The sequence below is a fragment of the Rhizobium sp. 05L419 genome (assembly GCF_056397845.1).
This window is the reverse complement of record NZ_JBFTOF010000012.1, coordinates 17,421-36,027: the sequence shown is the minus strand read 5'-3', so window position 1 is coordinate 36,027 and position 18,607 is coordinate 17,421. Positions and strand designations below refer to the sequence as shown.

General features: G+C 59.7%; 15 protein-coding genes. 8 read left to right on the top strand and 7 right to left on the bottom strand.

All coding sequences use genetic code 11. The features are described from left to right. Positions 1 to 159: 159 nt before the first annotated feature. The 5 genes from cyoA to AC1DMK_RS16565 are packed head-to-tail and all read left to right on the top strand — an operon-like array spanning position 160 to position 5,211. Positions 160 to 1,338 carry a ubiquinol oxidase subunit II gene (cyoA, locus tag AC1DMK_RS16585; RefSeq protein WP_477860414.1) on the top strand — a complete coding sequence of 393 codons (1,179 nt, stop codon included), beginning with the start codon at positions 160 to 162 and terminating at the stop codon, positions 1,336 to 1,338. 45 nt (positions 1,339 to 1,383) lie between these two features. Beyond that, positions 1,384 to 3,387, top strand: a complete 2,004-nt coding sequence (gene cyoB / locus AC1DMK_RS16580; protein WP_037058134.1) for a cytochrome o ubiquinol oxidase subunit I — start codon at positions 1,384 to 1,386, stop codon at positions 3,385 to 3,387. Between the two features lie 4 nt (positions 3,388 to 3,391). Beyond that, positions 3,392 to 4,012, top strand: a complete 621-nt coding sequence (gene cyoC, locus AC1DMK_RS16575) for a cytochrome o ubiquinol oxidase subunit III (protein ID WP_037058132.1) — start codon at positions 3,392 to 3,394, stop codon at positions 4,010 to 4,012. Beyond that, a complete protein-coding gene (gene cyoD, locus AC1DMK_RS16570; RefSeq protein WP_037058130.1) occupies positions 4,009 to 4,410 on the top strand; it encodes a cytochrome o ubiquinol oxidase subunit IV in 402 nt (133 codons plus the stop codon). The genes cyoC and cyoD overlap by 4 nt, the downstream gene beginning before the upstream one ends. A 45-nt stretch (positions 4,411 to 4,455) precedes the next feature. Next, entirely contained in the window at positions 4,456 to 5,211 is a 756-nt protein-coding gene (locus tag AC1DMK_RS16565) for an SURF1 family protein (RefSeq protein WP_477860411.1), read from the top strand. A gap of 1 nt (position 5,212) precedes the next feature. Here the strand turns inward: AC1DMK_RS16565 and AC1DMK_RS16560 are convergent, their stop codons facing one another. Then, positions 5,213 to 6,619 carry an FAD/NAD(P)-binding protein gene (locus AC1DMK_RS16560; protein WP_477860409.1) on the bottom strand — a complete coding sequence of 469 codons (1,407 nt, stop codon included), beginning with the start codon at positions 6,617 to 6,619 and terminating at the stop codon, positions 5,213 to 5,215. 510 nt (positions 6,620 to 7,129) lie between these two features. Between AC1DMK_RS16560 and AC1DMK_RS16555 the strand changes: the two genes are divergently transcribed. From AC1DMK_RS16555 to AC1DMK_RS16545, 3 genes are all read left to right on the top strand, one after another. Further along, positions 7,130 to 8,938 carry an ABC transporter ATP-binding protein gene (locus AC1DMK_RS16555; protein ID WP_477860589.1) on the top strand — a complete coding sequence of 603 codons (1,809 nt, stop codon included), beginning with the start codon at positions 7,130 to 7,132 and terminating at the stop codon, positions 8,936 to 8,938. A 96-nt stretch (positions 8,939 to 9,034) separates the two neighbouring features. Then, the gene (locus tag AC1DMK_RS16550) at positions 9,035 to 10,930 is read left to right on the top strand and encodes an ABC transporter ATP-binding protein (protein ID WP_477860407.1); all 1,896 of its coding nucleotides are present in this window, start codon (positions 9,035 to 9,037) and stop codon (positions 10,928 to 10,930) included. A gap of 48 nt (positions 10,931 to 10,978) precedes the next feature. Continuing rightward, positions 10,979 to 12,010, top strand: a complete 1,032-nt coding sequence (locus tag AC1DMK_RS16545; protein ID WP_477860405.1) for an aldo/keto reductase — start codon at positions 10,979 to 10,981, stop codon at positions 12,008 to 12,010. Between the two features lie 43 nt (positions 12,011 to 12,053). Here the strand turns inward: AC1DMK_RS16545 and AC1DMK_RS16540 are convergent, their stop codons facing one another. The 6 genes from AC1DMK_RS16540 to AC1DMK_RS16515 all read right to left on the bottom strand — a co-directional run bounded on the left by AC1DMK_RS16540 (position 12,054) and on the right by AC1DMK_RS16515 (position 18,385). Further along, on the bottom strand, positions 12,054 to 13,124 hold the full coding sequence (locus AC1DMK_RS16540; protein WP_037058126.1) for an ABC transporter ATP-binding protein: 1,071 nt from the start codon (positions 13,122 to 13,124) through the stop codon (positions 12,054 to 12,056). Continuing rightward, positions 13,121 to 13,948, bottom strand: a complete 828-nt coding sequence (locus AC1DMK_RS16535; RefSeq protein ID WP_477860402.1) for a carbohydrate ABC transporter permease — start codon at positions 13,946 to 13,948, stop codon at positions 13,121 to 13,123. Before AC1DMK_RS16535 ends, AC1DMK_RS16540 begins: the two co-directional genes overlap by 4 nt. Beyond that, positions 13,945 to 14,847: a carbohydrate ABC transporter permease gene (locus tag AC1DMK_RS16530; protein ID WP_477860400.1), complete on the bottom strand. Its 903-nt coding sequence runs from the start codon at positions 14,845 to 14,847 to the stop codon at positions 13,945 to 13,947. Before AC1DMK_RS16530 ends, AC1DMK_RS16535 begins: the two co-directional genes overlap by 4 nt. A 285-nt stretch (positions 14,848 to 15,132) precedes the next feature. Beyond that, complete coding sequence (locus tag AC1DMK_RS16525; protein WP_037058120.1) at positions 15,133 to 16,371, bottom strand: ABC transporter substrate-binding protein; 1,239 nt, start codon at positions 16,369 to 16,371, stop codon at positions 15,133 to 15,135. 65 nt (positions 16,372 to 16,436) lie between these two features. After that, entirely contained in the window at positions 16,437 to 17,339 is a 903-nt protein-coding gene (locus tag AC1DMK_RS16520) for a sugar phosphate isomerase/epimerase family protein (RefSeq protein ID WP_037058118.1), read from the bottom strand. An 11-nt stretch (positions 17,340 to 17,350) separates the two neighbouring features. Continuing rightward, complete coding sequence (locus AC1DMK_RS16515) at positions 17,351 to 18,385, bottom strand: Gfo/Idh/MocA family protein (protein ID WP_477860397.1); 1,035 nt, start codon at positions 18,383 to 18,385, stop codon at positions 17,351 to 17,353. Positions 18,386 to 18,607 lie beyond the last annotated feature (222 nt).

The window sequence follows — 18,607 nt, the reverse complement described above, 5'->3', positions numbered from 1 at the left end:
CGCCAATCCTTCATTTCTGCATCAGGATTTTGACATCCGGCGGCGTCTGTTTTATCCCGCAGTGCGGCAATTCTGCTGCACTGCGACCAAACACCTCATGTTGCTGCCAGTTACAGTGCTTTAGTCGCGGTTTGGACGAAACAACAAGAGCATAGAGACGTGCAAAAACTGCCGAAGTTTTCCCGCCATCTCCTCATCTTGCCGCTGCTTCTGACGCTGGCAGGATGCAATCTGGTGGTCATGTCGCCTTCGGGCGACATTGCCATGCAGCAGCGCGACCTGATCGTCGTGTCGACGGCGTTGATGCTACTGATCATCATTCCGGTGATCTTCCTGACGCTGTTCTTTGCCTGGCGCTACCGTCGGTCAAACACGAGCGCGACTTACGATCCCGAGTGGCACCACTCCACCCGGCTTGAAGTGGTCATCTGGTCTGCGCCGCTGGCGATCATCATCGCGCTTGGCGCCATCACCTGGATCAGCACTCACAAGCTCGACCCCTATCGTCCGCTTGACCGGCTGGATGCCGAGCGCAGCATTCCTGCCGACGTCAAGCCGCTGACGGTCCAGGTCGTCGCGCTCGATTGGAAATGGCTGTTCTTCTATCCCGACCTCGGCATCGCAACTGTCAATGAGCTGGCAGCACCGGTCGATGTTCCGATCAACTTCCAGATCACCTCCTCCTCGGTGATGAACTCGTTCTACGTTCCGGCACTCGCGGGTCAGATCTATGCAATGCCGGGCATGCAGACGAAGCTGCATGCGGTGATCAATGCTGAAGGTGTCTACGACGGCTTTTCCGCGAACTACAGCGGCGCCGGTTTTTCGCATATGCGCTTCAAGTTCCATGGCTTCAGCCGTCAGGGTTTCGATGCCTGGGTGGAGCAGGTCAAGTCTCAGGGCACGGCACTGAACCGCGACACCTATCTGAAGCTCGAACGCCCGAGCGAGCGTGAGCCGGTTCGCTATTTTGCCTCCGCCGACAAGGATCTCTTCAATGCGATCCTCAACATGTGTGCGGCGCCCGGCAAGATGTGCATGAGCGAAATGATGCACATCGACATGATGGGCGGCGGCGGCAAGGAAAGCGTCGAAAACCGTGAGAAGCTGAAATATGACGATCGTCACGCCGACGGCAACGAGGGTCCTCACGGCGCCCCTGCTCCAGGCGCCGAGGGCCAAGGAAACACCGTGCCGACGCCTGTGACCGGCGACGCCAGCGGCGGCCAGGCCGACGACATGCAGAACATGCCGGGAATGAAGCATGACGGACACAGCATGCCTGGGATGGATCACGGTACCGGCAACCAATCTCCTGCGCAGCAGAGCGACAACTAGACCTGGCGCTTTGCGTCGACAAGACATCAATGAACGGGTTATTCCATGTTTTCCAATCCTGACCTCCTGAAGTTCATCTTCGGTCGGTTGACCCTAGAGGCGATCCCCTACCACGAGCCGATTCTCGTCGCGACGTTCGCGGCGGTAGCGCTCGGGGGCATCGCTCTTTTGGGCGTCGTCACCTATTTCAAGCTCTGGGGCTATCTCTGGCGCGACTGGCTGACCAGCGTCGACCACAAGAAGATTGGCATCATGTATGTCATTCTGGCGCTGATCATGCTGCTGCGCGGCTTCTCCGACGCGATCATGATGCGTCTGCAGCAGGCAATGGCCTTCAATGGCTCGGCCGGCTATCTGCCTCCGCATCACTACGACCAGGTCTTCACCGCGCACGGCGTCATCATGATCTTCTTCATGGCGATGCCTTTCGTCACTGGCCTGATGAACTTTGTCGTGCCGATGCAGATCGGCGCACGCGACGTTTCCTTCCCGTTCCTCAATAATTTCTCCTTCTGGATGACGACGGCGGGCGCCATCATCATCATGATTTCGCTCTTCGTCGGCGAATTCGCGCAGACCGGCTGGCTTGCCTATCCGCCGCTGTCCGGATCGGACTACAGTCCAGGCGTCGGCGTGGACTATTATATCTGGGGCCTTCAGGTCGCGGGTATCGGAACCACGCTCTCGGGCATCAACCTGATCGCGACGATCGTTAAGATGCGTGCGCCGGGTATGACATTGATGAAGATGCCGATCTTCACCTGGACATCGCTGTGCACCAACATCCTGATCGTTGCCACCTTCCCGATCCTGACCGCCACCCTGGCGCTGCTCTCGCTCGACCGCTATGCCGGCACGAACTTCTTTACGAACGACCTTGGTGGCAATCCGATGATGTATGTGAACCTCATCTGGATCTGGGGTCACCCGGAAGTCTACATCCTCGTCCTGCCGGCCTTCGGCATCTTCTCGGAAGTCGTCGCGACCTTCTGCGGCAAGCGCCTCTTCGGCTACGCCTCGATGGTCTATGCGACGGTGGTCATCACGATCCTTTCCTACCTCGTCTGGTTGCACCACTTCTTCACGATGGGTTCGGGTGCGAGCGTAAACTCATTCTTCGGCATCACCACGATGATCATCTCGATCCCGACAGGGGCAAAGATGTTCAACTGGCTGTTTACCATGTATCGCGGCCGTATCCGCTACGAAGTGCCGATGCTGTGGACGATGGGCTTCATGGTGACCTTCGTCATCGGCGGCATGACCGGTGTTCTGCTGGCCGTTCCCCCGGCGGACTTCGTCCTGCACAACTCGCTGTTCCTCATCGCCCACTTCCATAACGTCATCATCGGCGGCGTGGTCTTCGGGCTGATGGCTGGCGTTACTTACTGGTTCCCGAAAGCCTTCGGCTACAAGCTCGATCCGTTCTGGGGCAAGATGTCGTTCTGGTTCTGGCTGATCGGCTTCTACTTCGCCTTCATGCCGCTCTATGTGCTCGGTCTTATGGGGGTGACCCGTCGCGTGTCGCAGTTCGAGGATCCGTCGCTGCAGATCTGGTTCATCATCGCCGCGTTCGGCGCTTTCCTGATCGCGCTCGGCATCGCCTCGTTCCTGATTCAACTCGTTGTCAGCTACCGGAAGCGGGAAGAACTGCGCGACGTGACCGGCGATCCCTGGGATGCCCGCACGCTGGAATGGTCGACCTCGTCGCCGCCGCCCGAATACAACTTCGCCTTCACCCCGGTCGTCCATGATCATGACTCCTGGTACGACATGAAGGCGCGCGGCTATGCGCGCCCACTGGAAGGGTTCAAGCCTATCCACATGCCGAAGAACACCGGCACCGGTGTCATTCTGGGGGCAATCAGCGTCGTCTTCGCCTTCGCCATGATCTGGTACATCTGGTGGTTGGTGGTGGTTTCGTTCGTCGCGATGATCGCGATCTCGATCGGCCATACGTTCAACTACAACCGTGATTTCTACATCCCCGCAGACGAGGTCACGGAAACGGAAGGCAAGCGCACGGCAATGCTTGCAAAGCAGGTGTAGGACCATGAGCGAGACGACAATCGACAAGGCCGCCAAGCCTGAATTCTACATGACGGAAGAGCATCATCCGGAAGGCAGCACCATGCTGGGCTTCTGGCTCTACTTGATGAGCGACTGCCTGATTTTCGCAATTCTCTTTGCGACCCACGCCGTTCTCGGCCGCAACTATGCGGCCGGTCCGTCGCCCTCTGATCTCTTCGATCTGCGGCTGGTGGCCGTCAACACCTCCATGCTGCTCTTCTCCTCCATCACCTATGGCTTCGCCATGCTGCAGATGGAGCGGCAGAAGAAGGCCGAGACCCTGTTCTGGCTGGCCGTCACCGGCCTGTTCGGCGCGGCCTTCCTCGGGCTCGAGCTCTATGAGTTCGCACATCTGATCCACGAAGGTGCCGGCCCGTCGCGCAGCGCGTTCCTCTCCAGTTTCTTTACACTGGTCGGTACGCACGGTCTGCACGTTACCTTCGGCATCATCTGGCTGGTGACGCTGATGGTACAGGTGTCGATGCGCGGCCTGATCCCGGCAAACCGCCGTCGCCTGATGTGCCTGTCGATGTTCTGGCACTTCCTTGACGTCGTCTGGATCGGCGTCTTTTCCATTGTCTATCTCTTGGGAGTTCTCGGATGAGTTCGCACGCACCCGCACACGAGGACGCTCACGAAGCCCACCATGGCCACAGCCACGGACACGAGGCAGCCCACGGCACCTTCAAGAGCTACATGATCGGCTTCGTGCTGTCCGTCATCCTGACCGCCATTCCTTTCTGGCTAGTCATGGCAGAGGTGTTCGACAGCCACGCCGTCACAGCCGCCTTGATCATGGGGTTCGCAGTCGTGCAGATCGTGGTCCACATGATCTTCTTCCTGCACATGAACCCGCGTTCGGAAGGCGGGTGGACGATGATGGCACTGATCTTCACGCTGCTCATCGTTGCCATCGCCCTTTCAGGCTCGCTCTGGGTCATGCATCATCTGAATACCAACATGATGCCGATGAGCCCCGAAATGATGAAAAACATGCCGTAACAGGTGGACGGGCGGCGGCAGCGCCGCCCGCAACGGTTTTAGCTCATGAGTAGCGCTTCTCCTCAAAAAGTCCATCGACAGTATTCGGCGGCCGGATTGACGATTTTCTGCGGCCTGATGCTGTTGTCGATCGGCGCGCTGCTCGCACTCGGTGTCTGGCAGGTGGAGCGGCTGTCGTGGAAACGGGATCTTATCGCCCGTGTCGATCAGCGTGTTCACGCAGAGCCCTCCCCTGCGCCGACACGCGCCGAATGGAGCCAGGTGAACCGACCAAACGACGAGTATCGTCGCGTCACGGCAACAGGAACACTGCTGAACGACAGGGAGACGCTGGTCTACGCGTCCACCGCACTTGGGCCGGGCTACTGGGTGATAACGCCACTTGCGCGCGCCGATGGTACGTCCATTCTGATCAATCGAGGCTTTGTCCCGACCGAAAGGCGAGACCCTGTCGCGCGCCCGGACGGCCAGATTTCAGGGCCGGTCAGCATCACCGGGCTGCTACGCCTGACAGAGCCGAAGGGCACTCTGATCAAGTCGAACGATCCCGCAAACGACCGCTGGTACTCGCGTGATACAGCCGCGATTGCCCAACGACGTGGGATTGCCGACGTGGCGCCCTACTTCATCGACGCTGATGGCACCCCGAACCCGGGTGGCATGCCGACTGGCGGACTGACGCAGATCGCCTTTGCCAACAATCACCTCGTCTATGCGATCACCTGGTTCGTCCTGGCTGCCATGGCGGTCGGGCTGCTGGTCTTCGTGGCCCGCGGCGAAATGCGGGTGCGACGGGCCTAAATCACACGGCCTTGCACTTCGGGTAGAAGCGCTCCCCCACATGTTCGGCGGCGACATAGGCCTGGCTGACGATCTCGGGCACGAGGTCTATATCCGGCAGGCTGCCAAGGCCCAGCGGGCCGACGGCAAAGAGCCCGTCGACGATGGTTCCATCCTCAAGGCAGACCTGGCCGCACTGATCGACAGCGATGCCGAGCGACAGTTCGTCCGGCTGTGCGAGCCCCTGGTCGAGGAGGCTCTGAAGAAGCGGCGAGGCCAGCGCCGGCGCCCGGCAGCGGCAATCGACGATACGCTCGGCATGAATGACATCATCGGCGAGGGAGCCGGCGGGCCTGAAGAAGATGCCGCTCAATCCCCGCCTGCCGGCGGTACCGCGCCGCAAAACCGTGTTGCCGCCGGCAAGCTCGGCCTTCAGCCGTGCATGCATGGCCTCKGGCAGGCGGTTGCGATGACTGTCATAGATAGACCTGAGGTGCCGGTTGAACTGATGCTTCTGATGCGGCGGCAGCGAACGCCAGAGTGAGCGCGCATGCTTGCGCAGGCCGTTCATCACCGACTGCCAGCTACGCCCCTCCTCTTCGGCTTCGCGGCAGGCCGTACGTATAAAGCGCACGATCTCCGGCAGGCTTTGCGGCAATGTCTCGGCAGGGAAAACCGGGTCGGCGGAATTGGGCGTATGGCTCTGCGGCAGGAAACCATGCCGCGACAGGATGGTGACTTGGCCAGCATAGCCGCCATCACGCAACTGCAGCAGTTGGTCCACGACCCGAATGCCGCTCCCGAGCAGAACCGTGTGTGGGCGGGCAACGAGACGCTGCGCCCTTACCGGTTGCCCCTCCTGTTCTGAAGCGTCCGTCGCGAGCAGGCCGTAACCGGTGGCAAGGATCACGGTGTCGAATAGGGGGTTGGCGGGATTGGCGCTTTCGAGAAGATAGTGGTTGCCGTGACTTTTGCGAATTGAAACGACCGGCTCGTGGCAGACCTGGACAGTGATATCCTTGCGGGCCGACAGCGCTTCGGAAAAGCGCTGGTAGACATAGTCGCTGAAGATTTCCTTGGGCACGAATATCTGGCGAAAGCCCGGGATTGCGGCAGGCACGGCAGCCCGGAATTCCGCGTTGCTACAGAGCCAGTCGTTGAAATCGTCCGTATCGCCAGTCGCGACCGACAGGTCGCGCACGCGCGTATTGAGGATGGTGGACGAGCGGGCCGACGAGAGTGCCTGTCCGCCGCTAACCGTAGAATTCGGATCGAAGAGCTGCATGTGAAATGGCATGCGCACGGTCTTCATCAGCGCGATTGCCATCATCATCCCGGAAAAGCCACGCCCGACTACGGCAATGCGCGGCACGGCAGATATGTGCGCCGCCGCGTTCGACTTCGAGGAAAAAAGTCCCTGAACCGTCATCTCAACTCCCTTGCGGCTCATCCGCATCGCGTCTCGATCAAGGTTTCAACGCGGGACATACAGCTCACGCGTTGAGCAGGTTCATGCGGCTTTTCTGAGCACGCGGGCCGCAAATCGCGAGCTCACCGCGTAGGCCGCACCGAGCTCTTTGAGCAAAAGATAGTCTATCAAACTGGTCGTGTATCAAAGCCCCAAAAGGCAATTTAGGCAAGTCCTTTGTTCCGCGACGGGCGCGACAACCTTGCTAAACAATTGAATCCACATCATTAATATGATCGAATTCAGCCTGCCAGGGCAGCTGTGGGCGCCGGCATCCGCACTCACGATAAAATAACCAACTGGTGAATTCTTTACTTGAAGCTCCAACCGGAATCAGCAAAACTAAGCGTGCTAATCAATCCCTTCGTGGATTCTCCGTCTTTTCGGACCGACGTCCGACCACACATCTGTTTTGGAAATCAAACCGTGAGCAGCGATGCTTTAACACGCGCGACGAAGCCCTCGGCCTCGATGGCGAAGGCGACTGCGGCAGGCTGGGGAAAAGGTCTCTCCACCCTGGTCCGCATTACTGTCATGGCATTCCGCCATCCTTGGCAATCGGGTTTCGCCATCGGCGCAACCCTTGTCGCGTCAACCTTCCAGCTGATGATCCCGCGGTTGCTTGGCCAGGCGGTGGATCACACGCAGCTTGCGATGGAAGGGGGGCGGGCGGGCCAGCTTGCGCAGGACGCGCTTCTCACCACCGCACTCCTGCTGCTCGGCGCGAGCGTGCTGCGCGGCCTCTTCACGATGGTCCAAAACTACTACAGCGAGAGCGTCGGCCACCACATGGGCTACGAGCTGCGCCTCGCCTGCTACGAAAAGATCCAGCGACTCTCCTTCAGCTTTCATGACAGCGTCCACTCCGGCGATCTGATCACCATCGGGCTGCTCGATCTCGAAGGCGTGCGAATGTACTTTTCAACCGCTCTCGTGCGCATGATCCTGCTGACCATGCTGATCGGTATCGGCGCCTACATGCTGCTATCCACCGATGTTGTGCTCGGCCTGCTGGCGCTCAGCTTCGTCCCCTTCGTCGCCTGGCGCTCGTCCGCCACCCAGCTCCGGCTGCGCGCCACCTGGCTCGACCTGCAGGAGCGCCTGTCGGTGCTGACCCGCATCATGGAAGAGAACCTCGGCGGCATCCGCGTCGTGCGTGCGTTCGCCGCGCAGAGGCACGAAATGATGAAATTCGAGACCGCCTCGAAGAATGCCCTGACACTCGCCCACCGGCGCGTCGGCATTCGCGTGGTCAACACCAGCGCCATGACCTTTTCCTTCTTTGCCTCGATGGGCCTCGTGCTGTGGGTCGGCGGTGCAAAGGTGATGTCGGGGGAGATTACGGTCGGCACGCTGGCATCCTTCCTCACCTTCATGACCATCCTCCAGATGCCGGTGCGTCAGCTTGGTCTGATGGTCAACGCCTTTGCCCGCGCCTCGACCTGCGGCACCCGCCTCTTCAATCTGCTGGATCTCGAAATCGCCGTTCGCGATGCGCCGGACGCGCGTGACCTTGTGGTCGCCGAAGGTACGCTAAGGTTCGAGAATGTGAGCTTCGCCTATCCGAGCTCGCCGGTGCACGACGTGCTATCAGGGGTGTCCTTCGAGGCCAGACGCGGTGAGACGGTCGGCATCGTCGGTCCACCAGGCAGCGGCAAGTCCACTCTCGCCCATCTGATCCCACGCTTCTACGACGTGACGAAGGGTATGATCACGATCGACGGGCAGGACATCCGTCGTGCTACGCTGCAGTCGCTGCGCCGCTCTGTCGCCGTCGTTCAGCAGGACTCTTTCCTGTTTACCACAACGATCGAGAACAACATCGCCTACGGCGACCCGTGGGCAAAAGAGGGCCGCATCGAGCGAGCCAGCGAAAGCGCACAACTGCACAACTACGTTCTCGGCCTGCCGATCGGCTACGGCACTGTCGTCGGCGAGCGCGGGGTGTCGCTGTCGGGTGGCCAGCGGCAACGGCTGTCGATTGCGCGCGCCTTGATGCTGAAGCCGGCGGTATTGGTCTTCGACGATTCGACAGCCGCGATTGACGCCGCCACCGAACAGCGTATCCGCGCCGCCGTGCACAAGTACGCGGCCGATCGGGTAACCATCATCGTTGCTCATCGCCTGAGCTCGCTGATGCATGCCAACCAGATCCTGTTCGTTGAAAACGGAGCGATCGTGGAACGCGGCACTCATGAAGAATTGCTGGCCGCAGGCGGCCGGTACAAAGCGCTTTACGATCTGCAGGTGCGACCGGGCGACGACGCGCTGAGCGCCTAAAGTGTGAAATATCGATGCTCTAACTGTCTGATTTTAGAGCGGATTCTGATCCAGGCTTGTTTGCCTGAGATCATCTGACTCTAAGGGAGGAATGCAATGGCCGAGGAACTGGAAACGGAGCGCTCCGACGTCCGGGAAGACGGAAGGCGACCTCCCCGGGCCGTCGTGGGGTCGCAGCGCATCGAAGAGGAGATGTTCGGCAAGGCCTTCGATAGCAATATCGTCAAGCGCATCTGGGCCTTCGTGCATCCCTACCGCAAGCAGGTATGGCTGTCGGTCGCGGCGGTCCTCACCTTCACCGCGATGCAGTTGCTGATACCGCTGATCATCCGCTACGCCATCGACCACGGGATGAAAGCCGGCTCCGGTCATCCGGCGCTAACGTGGTCGATCCTGGCGTTTGTCGTCGCGATCCTCATCAACTATGCTGCAAGCTACGCTCAGGAGACGCTCGTCGGCGGCGTTGCCGAGGACGTGCTCTTCGACATCCGCAGCGCGATGTTTTCCCATCTTCAGCGCGTGTCGCTATCTTTCATGGACAAGACGGAGGTGGGCCGACTGATGTCGCGCCTGCAGGGCGACGTCAATTCGATGCAGGAGTTTCTCGAAACGTCGGTGCTGTCGGTGGGTGATATCGCACTGCTGTTCGGGATCATCTTCGTCATGCTCTATCTCGACTTCAAGCTTGGCCTGCTAACACTGTCGGCCCTGCCCATCCTCTTTGTCGTCCGTCTGTTCTGGTTGCCGCTGGCCCGAAGATCGTTCATGGCGGCGCACGAGACCAACTCGGTTGCCAACGGTGCGCTTGCCGAAGCGATTCATGGCGTTCGGGCGGTGCAGAGCATGGACCGCCAAGGTGTCAACTTCACCCTCTACGACGACAAGGCCAAGGCGAACCTGAAGGCGCATCTGACCGCAGCGCGCTATGCGCAGGTCATGGTGCCCATTGTTGACTCGCTCACCGGCGTCGCCATGGCGCTCGTCATCGTCGTCGGCGGCGCGCGCGTACTGAACCAGGCACTCGACGTCGGGGTGCTCGTTGCCTTTCTCTTCTATATCCAGCGTTTTTTCGATCCTATCCGCTCTCTGACATTGCAATATTCCGTCATGCAGCGCGCCATGGCCTCGGGCCAGCGGCTGACCGAGGTGCTGGATGTGCCTGTCGAGATCAACGATGCGCCAGACGCCAAGGTGCTGTCCAAGGACATGGACGGCTCCGTCGAATTCAGGGATGTCGTCTTTGGCTACAATCCGGCGCATCCGGTGCTCAAGCATGTCAGCTTCAACGTCAACCCGGGTGAGACAGTTGCTCTTGTCGGGCCGACCGGCTCGGGAAAATCAAGCTGTATGTCGCTGATCCATCGCTTCTACGACGTGCAGCAAGGCCAGGTTCTGGTCGGCGGCCACGACGTGCGCACGCTGACGCAGGATTCGCTCGGCAACCAGATCGCCATGGTCCTGCAGGAGCCTTTCCTGTTCACCGGCTCGGTGTTCGAGAACATCCGCTATCACAAGGCGGGCGCTACGCGCGAACAGGTGATCGAGGCCGCAAAGGCCGTTGGCGCCCACGACTTCATCATGCGCCTGCCCGATGGCTATGACAGCATCCTCGGCGAGCGCGGCGGCAATCTTTCGCTCGGCCAACGACAGTTGCTGAGTTTTGCGCGTGCTCTGATCGCAGACGCGAAAATCCTGGTCCTCGACGAAGCGACGGCGAATATCGACAGCTATACCGAGATGCTGATCCAGAAGGCGTTGGTCAAGCTGTTGGAGAACCGCACGGGCCTGGTCATCGCGCACCGGCTGGCGACGATCCGCGAGGCGGACCGCATCATCGTGCTCCAGAACGGCGAACTGATAGAGAGTGGCAACCACCTGCAACTGATGAGGAACAAGAAGCTGTACTCGCGCCTCTACAATCTGAACTACGCGTCGTTTGACGATATTCCCGAACAGGTTCTGGAAGAGACGACGGACGCAACAGCAACCTGACTGATCGGTGCTTCACGCCATCTATGTTTTCAGCAAGGAGGATGTTTCATGGAATATCGCAAACTTGGTCCAAGCGGTGCTGTCGTAACCGCGTATTGCCTCGGCACAATGACGTTTGGCGCGGAGGCCGACGAAGAGGCCTCCCACAAGATCCTGGACACCTATTTCGCCGGGGGCGGAAACTTTATCGACACGGCGGATGTCTACAGCACGGGCAAATCCGAAGAGATCATCGGCCGATGGCTAAGAGCGCGACCGACTGAAGCCCCGCAGGCTGTTGTCGCCACCAAGGGCCGTTTCCCGATGGGGACTGGACCGAACGATATCGGCCTGTCGCGCCGACACCTCAATCTGGCGCTTGAGGCTTCGCTGAAGCGCCTCGGCGTCGATCACATCGACCTCTACCAGATGCATGCCTGGGATCCGTTGACGCCGATCGAGGAGACCTTGCGCTTCCTTGATGACGCAGTCTCGGCCGGCAAGATTGGCTATTACGGCTTTTCCAACTACGTCGGCTGGCACATCGCCAAATCGGTCGAAATTGCCAAAGCAAGGGGATATACGCGACCAGTAACGCTGCAACCGCAATATAGCCTTCTGGTGCGCGACATCGAGCTGGAGATCGTCGCGGCATGCCAGGATGCCGGCATGGGTCTGCTGCCATGGTCACCGCTTGGCGGCGGCTGGCTGACGGGCAAATACCGGCGCGACCAGATGCCGACGGGTGCGACCCGACTCGGCGAGAACCCGAACAGGGGCATGGAATCCTACGTCCTGCGCAATGCCCAGGAGCGCACCTGGGCGATCATCGACACGGTGGAGGAGATTGCCAAGGCCCGTGGCGTCAGCATGGCGCAGGTGGCGCTTGCCTGGACCGCGGCGCGACCAGCGGTGACGTCGGTCATTCTCGGCGCACGTACGAGTGAGCAGCTTGCGGACAATCTCGCTGCGGCAAAGCTTTCGCTTTCCGAAGAGGAGATGACAAAGCTGAGCGAAGTCAGCCAGCCCCACGTGGCCGACTACCCCTATGGTGCCGGCGGCACGAACCAGCGACATCGAAAAATCGAAGGCGGACGGTAAAATTGGTCGTGGCGGCCGGAAGGCATTTCGGCTGCCACTTTGATCAAAGGCGCACGCCGCTTGTCTCGTCGAAAAGATGTAGCTGCGACGGATCGACGGCCACGCCAATCGTCTCGTGTGCCCGCGCGATGCCTCGACCCGTCTCGACGATCGTCAGCTCGGGTGTGGTCGCCGCCGTGACGAAGGTGGATGAACCGGTCGATTCCACCACGGCTACCGGCACGTCGAACGTGCCCTGCCCTGCTGCCGTGATCCCGATATGCTCCGGACGAAGGCCAACGGTAACCTTGCGTCCGGCTTGGACTTGATGGTCGATCGCGATCTTGTGCTTCACACTGCCAAGATCGATCGTCAGGCTCTTGCCGTCCTCTGCGACAACAGCCGGAATGAAGTTCATGGCGGGCGAACCGATGAAACCTGCGACAAACTTGTTGGCGGGCTTGTCGTAAAGGTCCAGCGGCTTGCCCTGCTGCTCGATGATACCTTCGCGCATGACGACGACATGGTCGGCCATGGTCATCGCCTCGATCTGGTCGTGGGTGACATAGACCGACGTCGCGCCAAGCCGGTCGTGCAGCGCGCGGATTTCCTTGCGCATCGACACGCGCAGTGCCGCATCGAGATTGGATAGCGGCTCGTCAAACAGGAAGGCCTTGGGATGCCGGATGATTGCGCGGCCCATGGCGACGCGCTGGCGCTGGCCGCCGGAAAGCTGACGTGGATAGCGGTCGAGCAGTCCGGTAAGACCGGTTATCTGCGCCACCTCGTGCGCCTTCTTTCTCGCTTCATCCTTGGATACGCCACGCATGCGCAACGAATAGGTCAGGTTTTCGGCCACCGTCATATGTGGATAAAGCGCATAGGACTGGAACACCATGGCGATGTCACGCTTGCGCGGCGGCATGTCGTTCATTACCTCGCCGGCGATCTGCAAGGTGCCTTCGGAAATCTTCTCCAGCCCCGCCAGCGACCGGAGCAACGTGGATTTGCCGCAGCCCGACGGACCGACAAGTGCCACGAAGCTGCCTTTTGGGATCGTAAGGTTGATATCCCTCAGCGCATGGTAGGCACCGTAATGCTTGTTGACGCCGGTCAATTCGATCTGTGTGGTCATTTCAAAGCTCCGGAAGTCAGGCCGGAGACGATCCGGCGCTGTAGAAGAACGAAGATGGCGAGGATCGGCGTCACATACATCGCCGCGAAAGCCATGATCTTGTTCCATTCGCTGGTATTTGGGCCGATGAAGGAATAAAGGCCGACACTCGACGGCTGGAGTTCGATGTTCTGGATCATCGACTTCGAATAGACGAATTCGCCGAAGGCCTGCATGAAGATCAGGATCGCGGCGACCAGGATGCCGTTGCGCGCCAGTGGCAGGACGATGTTGAAGAAGGCGCCGACGCGCGAATTTCCGTCGACCAGCGCCGCCTCCTCGAGTTCCTGGGGCACGCTCATGAAAGTGGCTCGCACAAGCACCACGAAGAAGGGCATGGTTTTCGCCGCTGTCGCCAAAATTACAGCAAAGCGTGGGAAGTCGAGAACGCCAATCTGCGAAAACCCGACGAAAATCGGCGTAATCATCAGAGAGGCGGGTAACACCTGCAGCATCAGGACGAGGAAAAGACCGATATCGATCCAGATGTTCCGGTAGCGCGCCAGCACATAAGCAAGCCCGGTGCCCAGTATCGTCACCAGCGCGACGCTGCCGGTGGCGATCACCACCGAATTCCAGATGTAGTGGCCCATGTTCAGGCCCGACCAGACGTCACCATAAACATGCCATTGTGGATTGCTGGCGTGGAAAGTTGGCGGCGTCGCGAACATGTCCGACGTGGTCTTGAGGCTGCTCAGATACATCCAATAGAGCGGGAAGAGGTAGATGATTGCCAGCACCACGGCAATCACGAAAAGCAGACGGTACTTCATGGTCTCGCTCATCCGCGCACCTCATGCCGGGTCGAACGTACATAGATGACCGAGGCGATCATCACGACGATGATCATCACCACTGAAATCGTCGCGCCCTTGGCGAAATCATACTCCTTGAAGGACCAAAGCCACGCCCAGTATTGCGCGACGTTGGAGGAATTGTTCGGGCCGCCTGATGTGATAACCGCGAAGAGATCGAATTGCTGCAATGTGAAGATCATGCCGAGCGAGACGACGGCACCGATCGTCGAACGCATCATCGGCAGCGTGATGGTCCAGAAGCGCTGCCAACCATTGGCGCCGTCGAGTTCGGCCGCCTCGTAGAGGTCGCCGGGAATGGAGGAGAGACCAACCGAAAGCAGGATCATGTTGAAGGACACGCCGAGCCAGATATTGGCGATAATCACCGCCCACAGCGAATAGGCCGGATCTGAGCGCCAGAAGATGTTGGCATCTGTGATCGACAGGCTTTTGAGCAGGTAGTTCAGCACGCCGAAATCGCCCGACAGGATCAGATTCCAGATCGCGCCGACGACGAGGCCGGGCATCACCCAGGAAACAAGAAACAGACCGCGCAGCCAGGACGATCCGGGAAAACCGATCCAGAAGAACAGCGCCAGCCCGAAGCCGATAATGAACTGTCCGGCGATCGACGCTACGACGAAGACCACCGTGTTCTTCATCACCAGCCAGGCTTCCGGCCGCGCGAACACTTCCTGATAGTTCTTCAAGCCGACAAAGGGGCGGAACACCTGCGCGAGACTGAACATATCGACCTGTTGCAGGCTCATCAGCACGTTGTAGACAAGCGGCAGGAAAGACAGGAAAAACAGAAATGCAAAGGGAATCGCCGCAAGTGTGACGTCAAACCCCTTTCCGTCTCTTATTGCGCTGGCAACAGTGCTCATACTCCAAGGCTCCTGACCCATACATTCGACGCGATATGCTTCGAATGTCCATATTTTCTGAATGCCCCTCCGGGCACCTTCCTCTCAAGGAAGAGAGCAGATGCTTGCCGAACCGCGACGTCAAGATCCGTGCCGCGCAAGCAAGAGCAGAGAGTGCCGGGAGGTAGCGCCACCACAGTCTCCACCCTCTCCCTTGAGAGGAAGATGTCCGAAGAACAATAACACGACAATCCGTGTTCCTGGCGGTGSCGCCGGACTACAATCCGGCGGCACGTCAGGCCGATCTCAGCCTTCGCCGAGGATACCCTTGATGGTCTCGGCTGCCTGGTCGAGAGCAGCCTGCGGCGTGGCCTGCCCCGTCAGCGCGGACTGGATGGCGTCCTGGATCGCCTTGGATATCTTCGGCCACTGCGGATGCGGACCACGCGGCTTGGCGTATTTCAGCTGCTCGAGGAATACCTTGAGTGCAGCATCCTTCTTCTCATTGCCGGTCGGCGGAATGGCGATGTCCGAACGGGCCGGCAACTGGCCATAGTTTTTGAACATCTTGTCATCCTGTGAGGCGAAGTATTCGAGCGCCTTGAAGGCCTCGGCCGGATGCTTGGTACCGGCGAAGATCGCCCAGTTGAAGTCGCCCATCGCGGAAGACGGCTCGACGCCGTCCTTCGGCACCGGCATTAGCGTCACGCGCCAGTCGAACTTGGCTTCCTGCGACATGCGGTCGAGTTCCCACGGACCGGAAATCACCATCGCCGCATTGCCGGAATTGAAGGTACCCGTCGAGTCCCACTGTCCGCGGGTCAGCGTGTCAGGCGAAGCAAGCTTCTCGTCGAGGATGGTCTTCCAGGTTTCCAGCGCCTTGACGGCGCCAGCTGTATTGATGTGGTCATAGCCACCCCCGCCCATCTGCGCCCAAGGCAGGAACTGGAACGTGCCTTCCTCGTTCGCCTTGGCCGAGAAAGCCAGACCATAGACGTTCTTCGCCGGATCGTTCAGCTTGCGGGCCGTATCCACCAGTTCATCCCAGGTGTGCGGCGGCTTGTCGGGATCAAGGCCCTTGGCCTTGAACATGTCGACATTGTAGTAGAGCGCAATCGTATTGGTTGCTTTCGGCACGCCGAAGAGCTTGCTGTCCCACGTGACCGAGTTCAGCGGACCAGGGAAATAGTTTTCCTTCTTGATCACCGAGGACTTGGCGATCATGTCGGTGAGATCGAGGAACGCGCCATGCGAGGCGAACATTGCATGTTCCGGATTGTCGACAGCGATGATATCTGGCGCCTGACCGGTGGAATAAGCGCGCATCGCTTCACTGACAACATCGTCGAACTGGATCTCGCGATACTCGATCTTGATGCCGTTGTTCAGCGCGTTGAATTCCTTCACCAGGCTCGGTGCCGGCTGGGTAACCTTGTCCAGCGACCAGAGCGTGATGGTGACATCCTCGGCCTTGGCGGCCAGGCCGAAGAGAGAGACGCCTGCCAGTGCCAAGGCGCCGATCATTGCAAACTTGCGGATACTCATAGTTCTCCTCCTTTGTGGTTATCCCGTCGAAAGCCGGCGATTCCTCCTCGCCGGCTACGATACTCTCAAACCGGATCGACGATGAAATCGCCGCCCCGGGCATGCTTCAGGTGGTTCAGCGCATGAACCTGTCCGGTCATCTCAAGCGCATCGCGATAAACCGGGTCATGCCAGCCTTCGATGTCGATTGAACCGGACCAGCCCGCAAGGCGAAGCTCGGAGATGATGTCGGTCCAATTGCTGTCGCCGAAGCCCGGCGTTCGCATGAACACGAACTTCTCCTTGCCGAAGATCCCGTGCTCCTTGATGACATCCCAGCGGATTGTTGCATCCTTGCCGTGAACATGGAAGATTTTGGAAGCCCACTTGCGGATCTGCGGCAACGGCTCGATCAGATAGACCATCTGGTGGCAGGGTTCCCATTCGAGGCCGACGTTGTCGTCAGGCGTCTCGTTGAAGATCAGCTCCCAGGCATCAGGATTGTGCGCGATGTTCCAGTCGCCGGTCGCCCAGTTGCCGTCCATCGCGCAGTTTTCGAAGGCGATCTTGACGCCCTTGTCGGCTGCGCGCTTGGCAAGCTCGCTCCAGATTTCCTTGTAGCGCGGCAGGCTGTCGGTCAGCGGCTTGTTGCGGATGCGGCCAGTGAAGCCGGCAACGCAGGTGGCGCCGAAGTGATGCGCGTTGTCGATGCAATCCTTCCAGCCCTGCAGGGTCTGAAGGTCGATTTCAGTCGTTTCCAGCGGATTGCCGAACATGCCAAGCGTGGAAATGGTGATGTCTCGGTCGCCGATGGCGTCGATCGAGCGCTTGCCGAGCTCGGCGAGATCCTGGCCGTTGGTGGTCTGCCAAAAGAAGGGTTCGAAGCTTTCGAACCCCATGTCGGCAATCTGGCCGATGCGTTTGTCGGCGCCGCCCTTGGAGGCGCTAACCATGGTGCCGACACGAATGGACTTGGCGGGGTTGCTCACAATCTCAATCCTTATGCTGAAATTTCAATGCGCTTGCCGGTCTTTGCGCTCTCGATCGCGCCGAACACCATGGCGAGACTTCTGATGTTGTCTGAACTTGCCGTCTCCGGCCGCTTGCCCGTCCTGATCGCCTCAACGAAGTCGGCAATCACACTGGCGTGGCCGTGGGTCTCTTCGTCATTTGCGGGAGCGGGAACCTCGACGGGCGTGAAGCCAAGCAGCAGGCCTGGCTCCGTACCAGCGACCGCTGCCCGGAAGGTGTCCTCACCGTCCCAGCTGAGCATTCCCTTGGAGCCGACGAGGCGCCACTGGCTCTCCCAGCTCGTCCGCTCGCCTTCGGCGCACCAGGAGCCTCGGTAGGTGAACACGACATCGTCGGCAAACTCGAAAGTGGCGTTGGCTGATGCGCCGTGCTGGTACCACGAGCCCTTTGGGTTGCGCTCGACACAATAGACGGCGAGCGGCTTCTTGTCTGCGACGAAGCGTGCCGCGTCGAAGGTGTGGATCGCCATGTCGAGCAGGAGGACATTCTGCATCTCTTCCCGGAAGCCGCCGAAATGCGGCGCGAGGAAGAAGTCGCAATGGATGGCAGTGATATCACCGATTGCGCCACTTTCGACGAAACGGCGCATGCGGCGCACACCGGAGATAAAGCGGCGGTTCTGGATGATGGCGTGGATCTTGCCGGTTTCGGCGGCGAGATCGATCAGGGCGGCCCCCTCGGCCAGCGACGTCGCCATCGGCTTCTCGCTGAGGACATGGCAGCCGGCCTTCACAGCCGTCGAAACGACGTTGAAACGCGCTGTCGGGATGACGACGTCGAAAACGATGTCGGCGTTGGCCCGGGCAATAACGCCAGCGAGGTCGGTGCCGATGACGGCATCGCTCAAACCGAATTCCACGGCGAGCTTCTCGGCGGCGGCCAGATTGACGTCGACGAGGCCCTTGACCTCGATTGCGGCTGCAAGAGCCGGGGTTTCCTTGATGGCGCGCAACCAGCCCTTGGACATGGCTCCGCAACCGCAGAGAACGGCATTCAATGTCACGATTTCCTCCGGTGGACCGCTTCCGGTTTTCCTCCCGAAACATGTCCCGTAAACGTTTACGATACTATGCGGAAAGGCTTCTCGGTGTCAAGGGATGCGAAAAAGGGAGAAATGTTGCGGAAAACCGCTGCGAATGCCATGCCTTAGGAGCAAACGTGACGCAGCGCAGCATAAAGTTTTTTGCACCCGGCGGACGCTTTCCCGTTGGCTCTTGCGGCAGGC

Excerpts from the sequence above, each read along its gene's own strand:
- cyoB (WP_037058134.1), top strand. The coding sequence starts at position 1,384 with ATGTTTTCCAATCCTGACCTCCTGAAGTTCATCTTCGGTCGGTTGACC.
- cyoC (WP_037058132.1), top strand. The coding sequence starts at position 3,392 with ATGAGCGAGACGACAATCGACAAGGCCGCCAAGCCTGAATTCTACATG.
- cyoD (WP_037058130.1), top strand. The coding sequence starts at position 4,009 with ATGAGTTCGCACGCACCCGCACACGAGGACGCTCACGAAGCCCACCAT.
- AC1DMK_RS16565 (WP_477860411.1), top strand. The coding sequence starts at position 4,456 with ATGAGTAGCGCTTCTCCTCAAAAAGTCCATCGACAGTATTCGGCGGCC.
- AC1DMK_RS16555 (WP_477860589.1), top strand. The coding sequence starts at position 7,130 with ATGGCGAAGGCGACTGCGGCAGGCTGGGGAAAAGGTCTCTCCACCCTG.
- AC1DMK_RS16550 (WP_477860407.1), top strand. The coding sequence starts at position 9,035 with ATGGCCGAGGAACTGGAAACGGAGCGCTCCGACGTCCGGGAAGACGGA.
- AC1DMK_RS16545 (WP_477860405.1), top strand. The coding sequence starts at position 10,979 with ATGGAATATCGCAAACTTGGTCCAAGCGGTGCTGTCGTAACCGCGTAT.
- AC1DMK_RS16540 (WP_037058126.1), bottom strand. The coding sequence starts at position 13,124 with ATGACCACACAGATCGAATTGACCGGCGTCAACAAGCATTACGGTGCC.
- AC1DMK_RS16535 (WP_477860402.1), bottom strand. The coding sequence starts at position 13,948 with ATGAGCGAGACCATGAAGTACCGTCTGCTTTTCGTGATTGCCGTGGTG.
- AC1DMK_RS16530 (WP_477860400.1), bottom strand. The coding sequence starts at position 14,847 with ATGAGCACTGTTGCCAGCGCAATAAGAGACGGAAAGGGGTTTGACGTC.
- AC1DMK_RS16525 (WP_037058120.1), bottom strand. The coding sequence starts at position 16,371 with ATGAGTATCCGCAAGTTTGCAATGATCGGCGCCTTGGCACTGGCAGGC.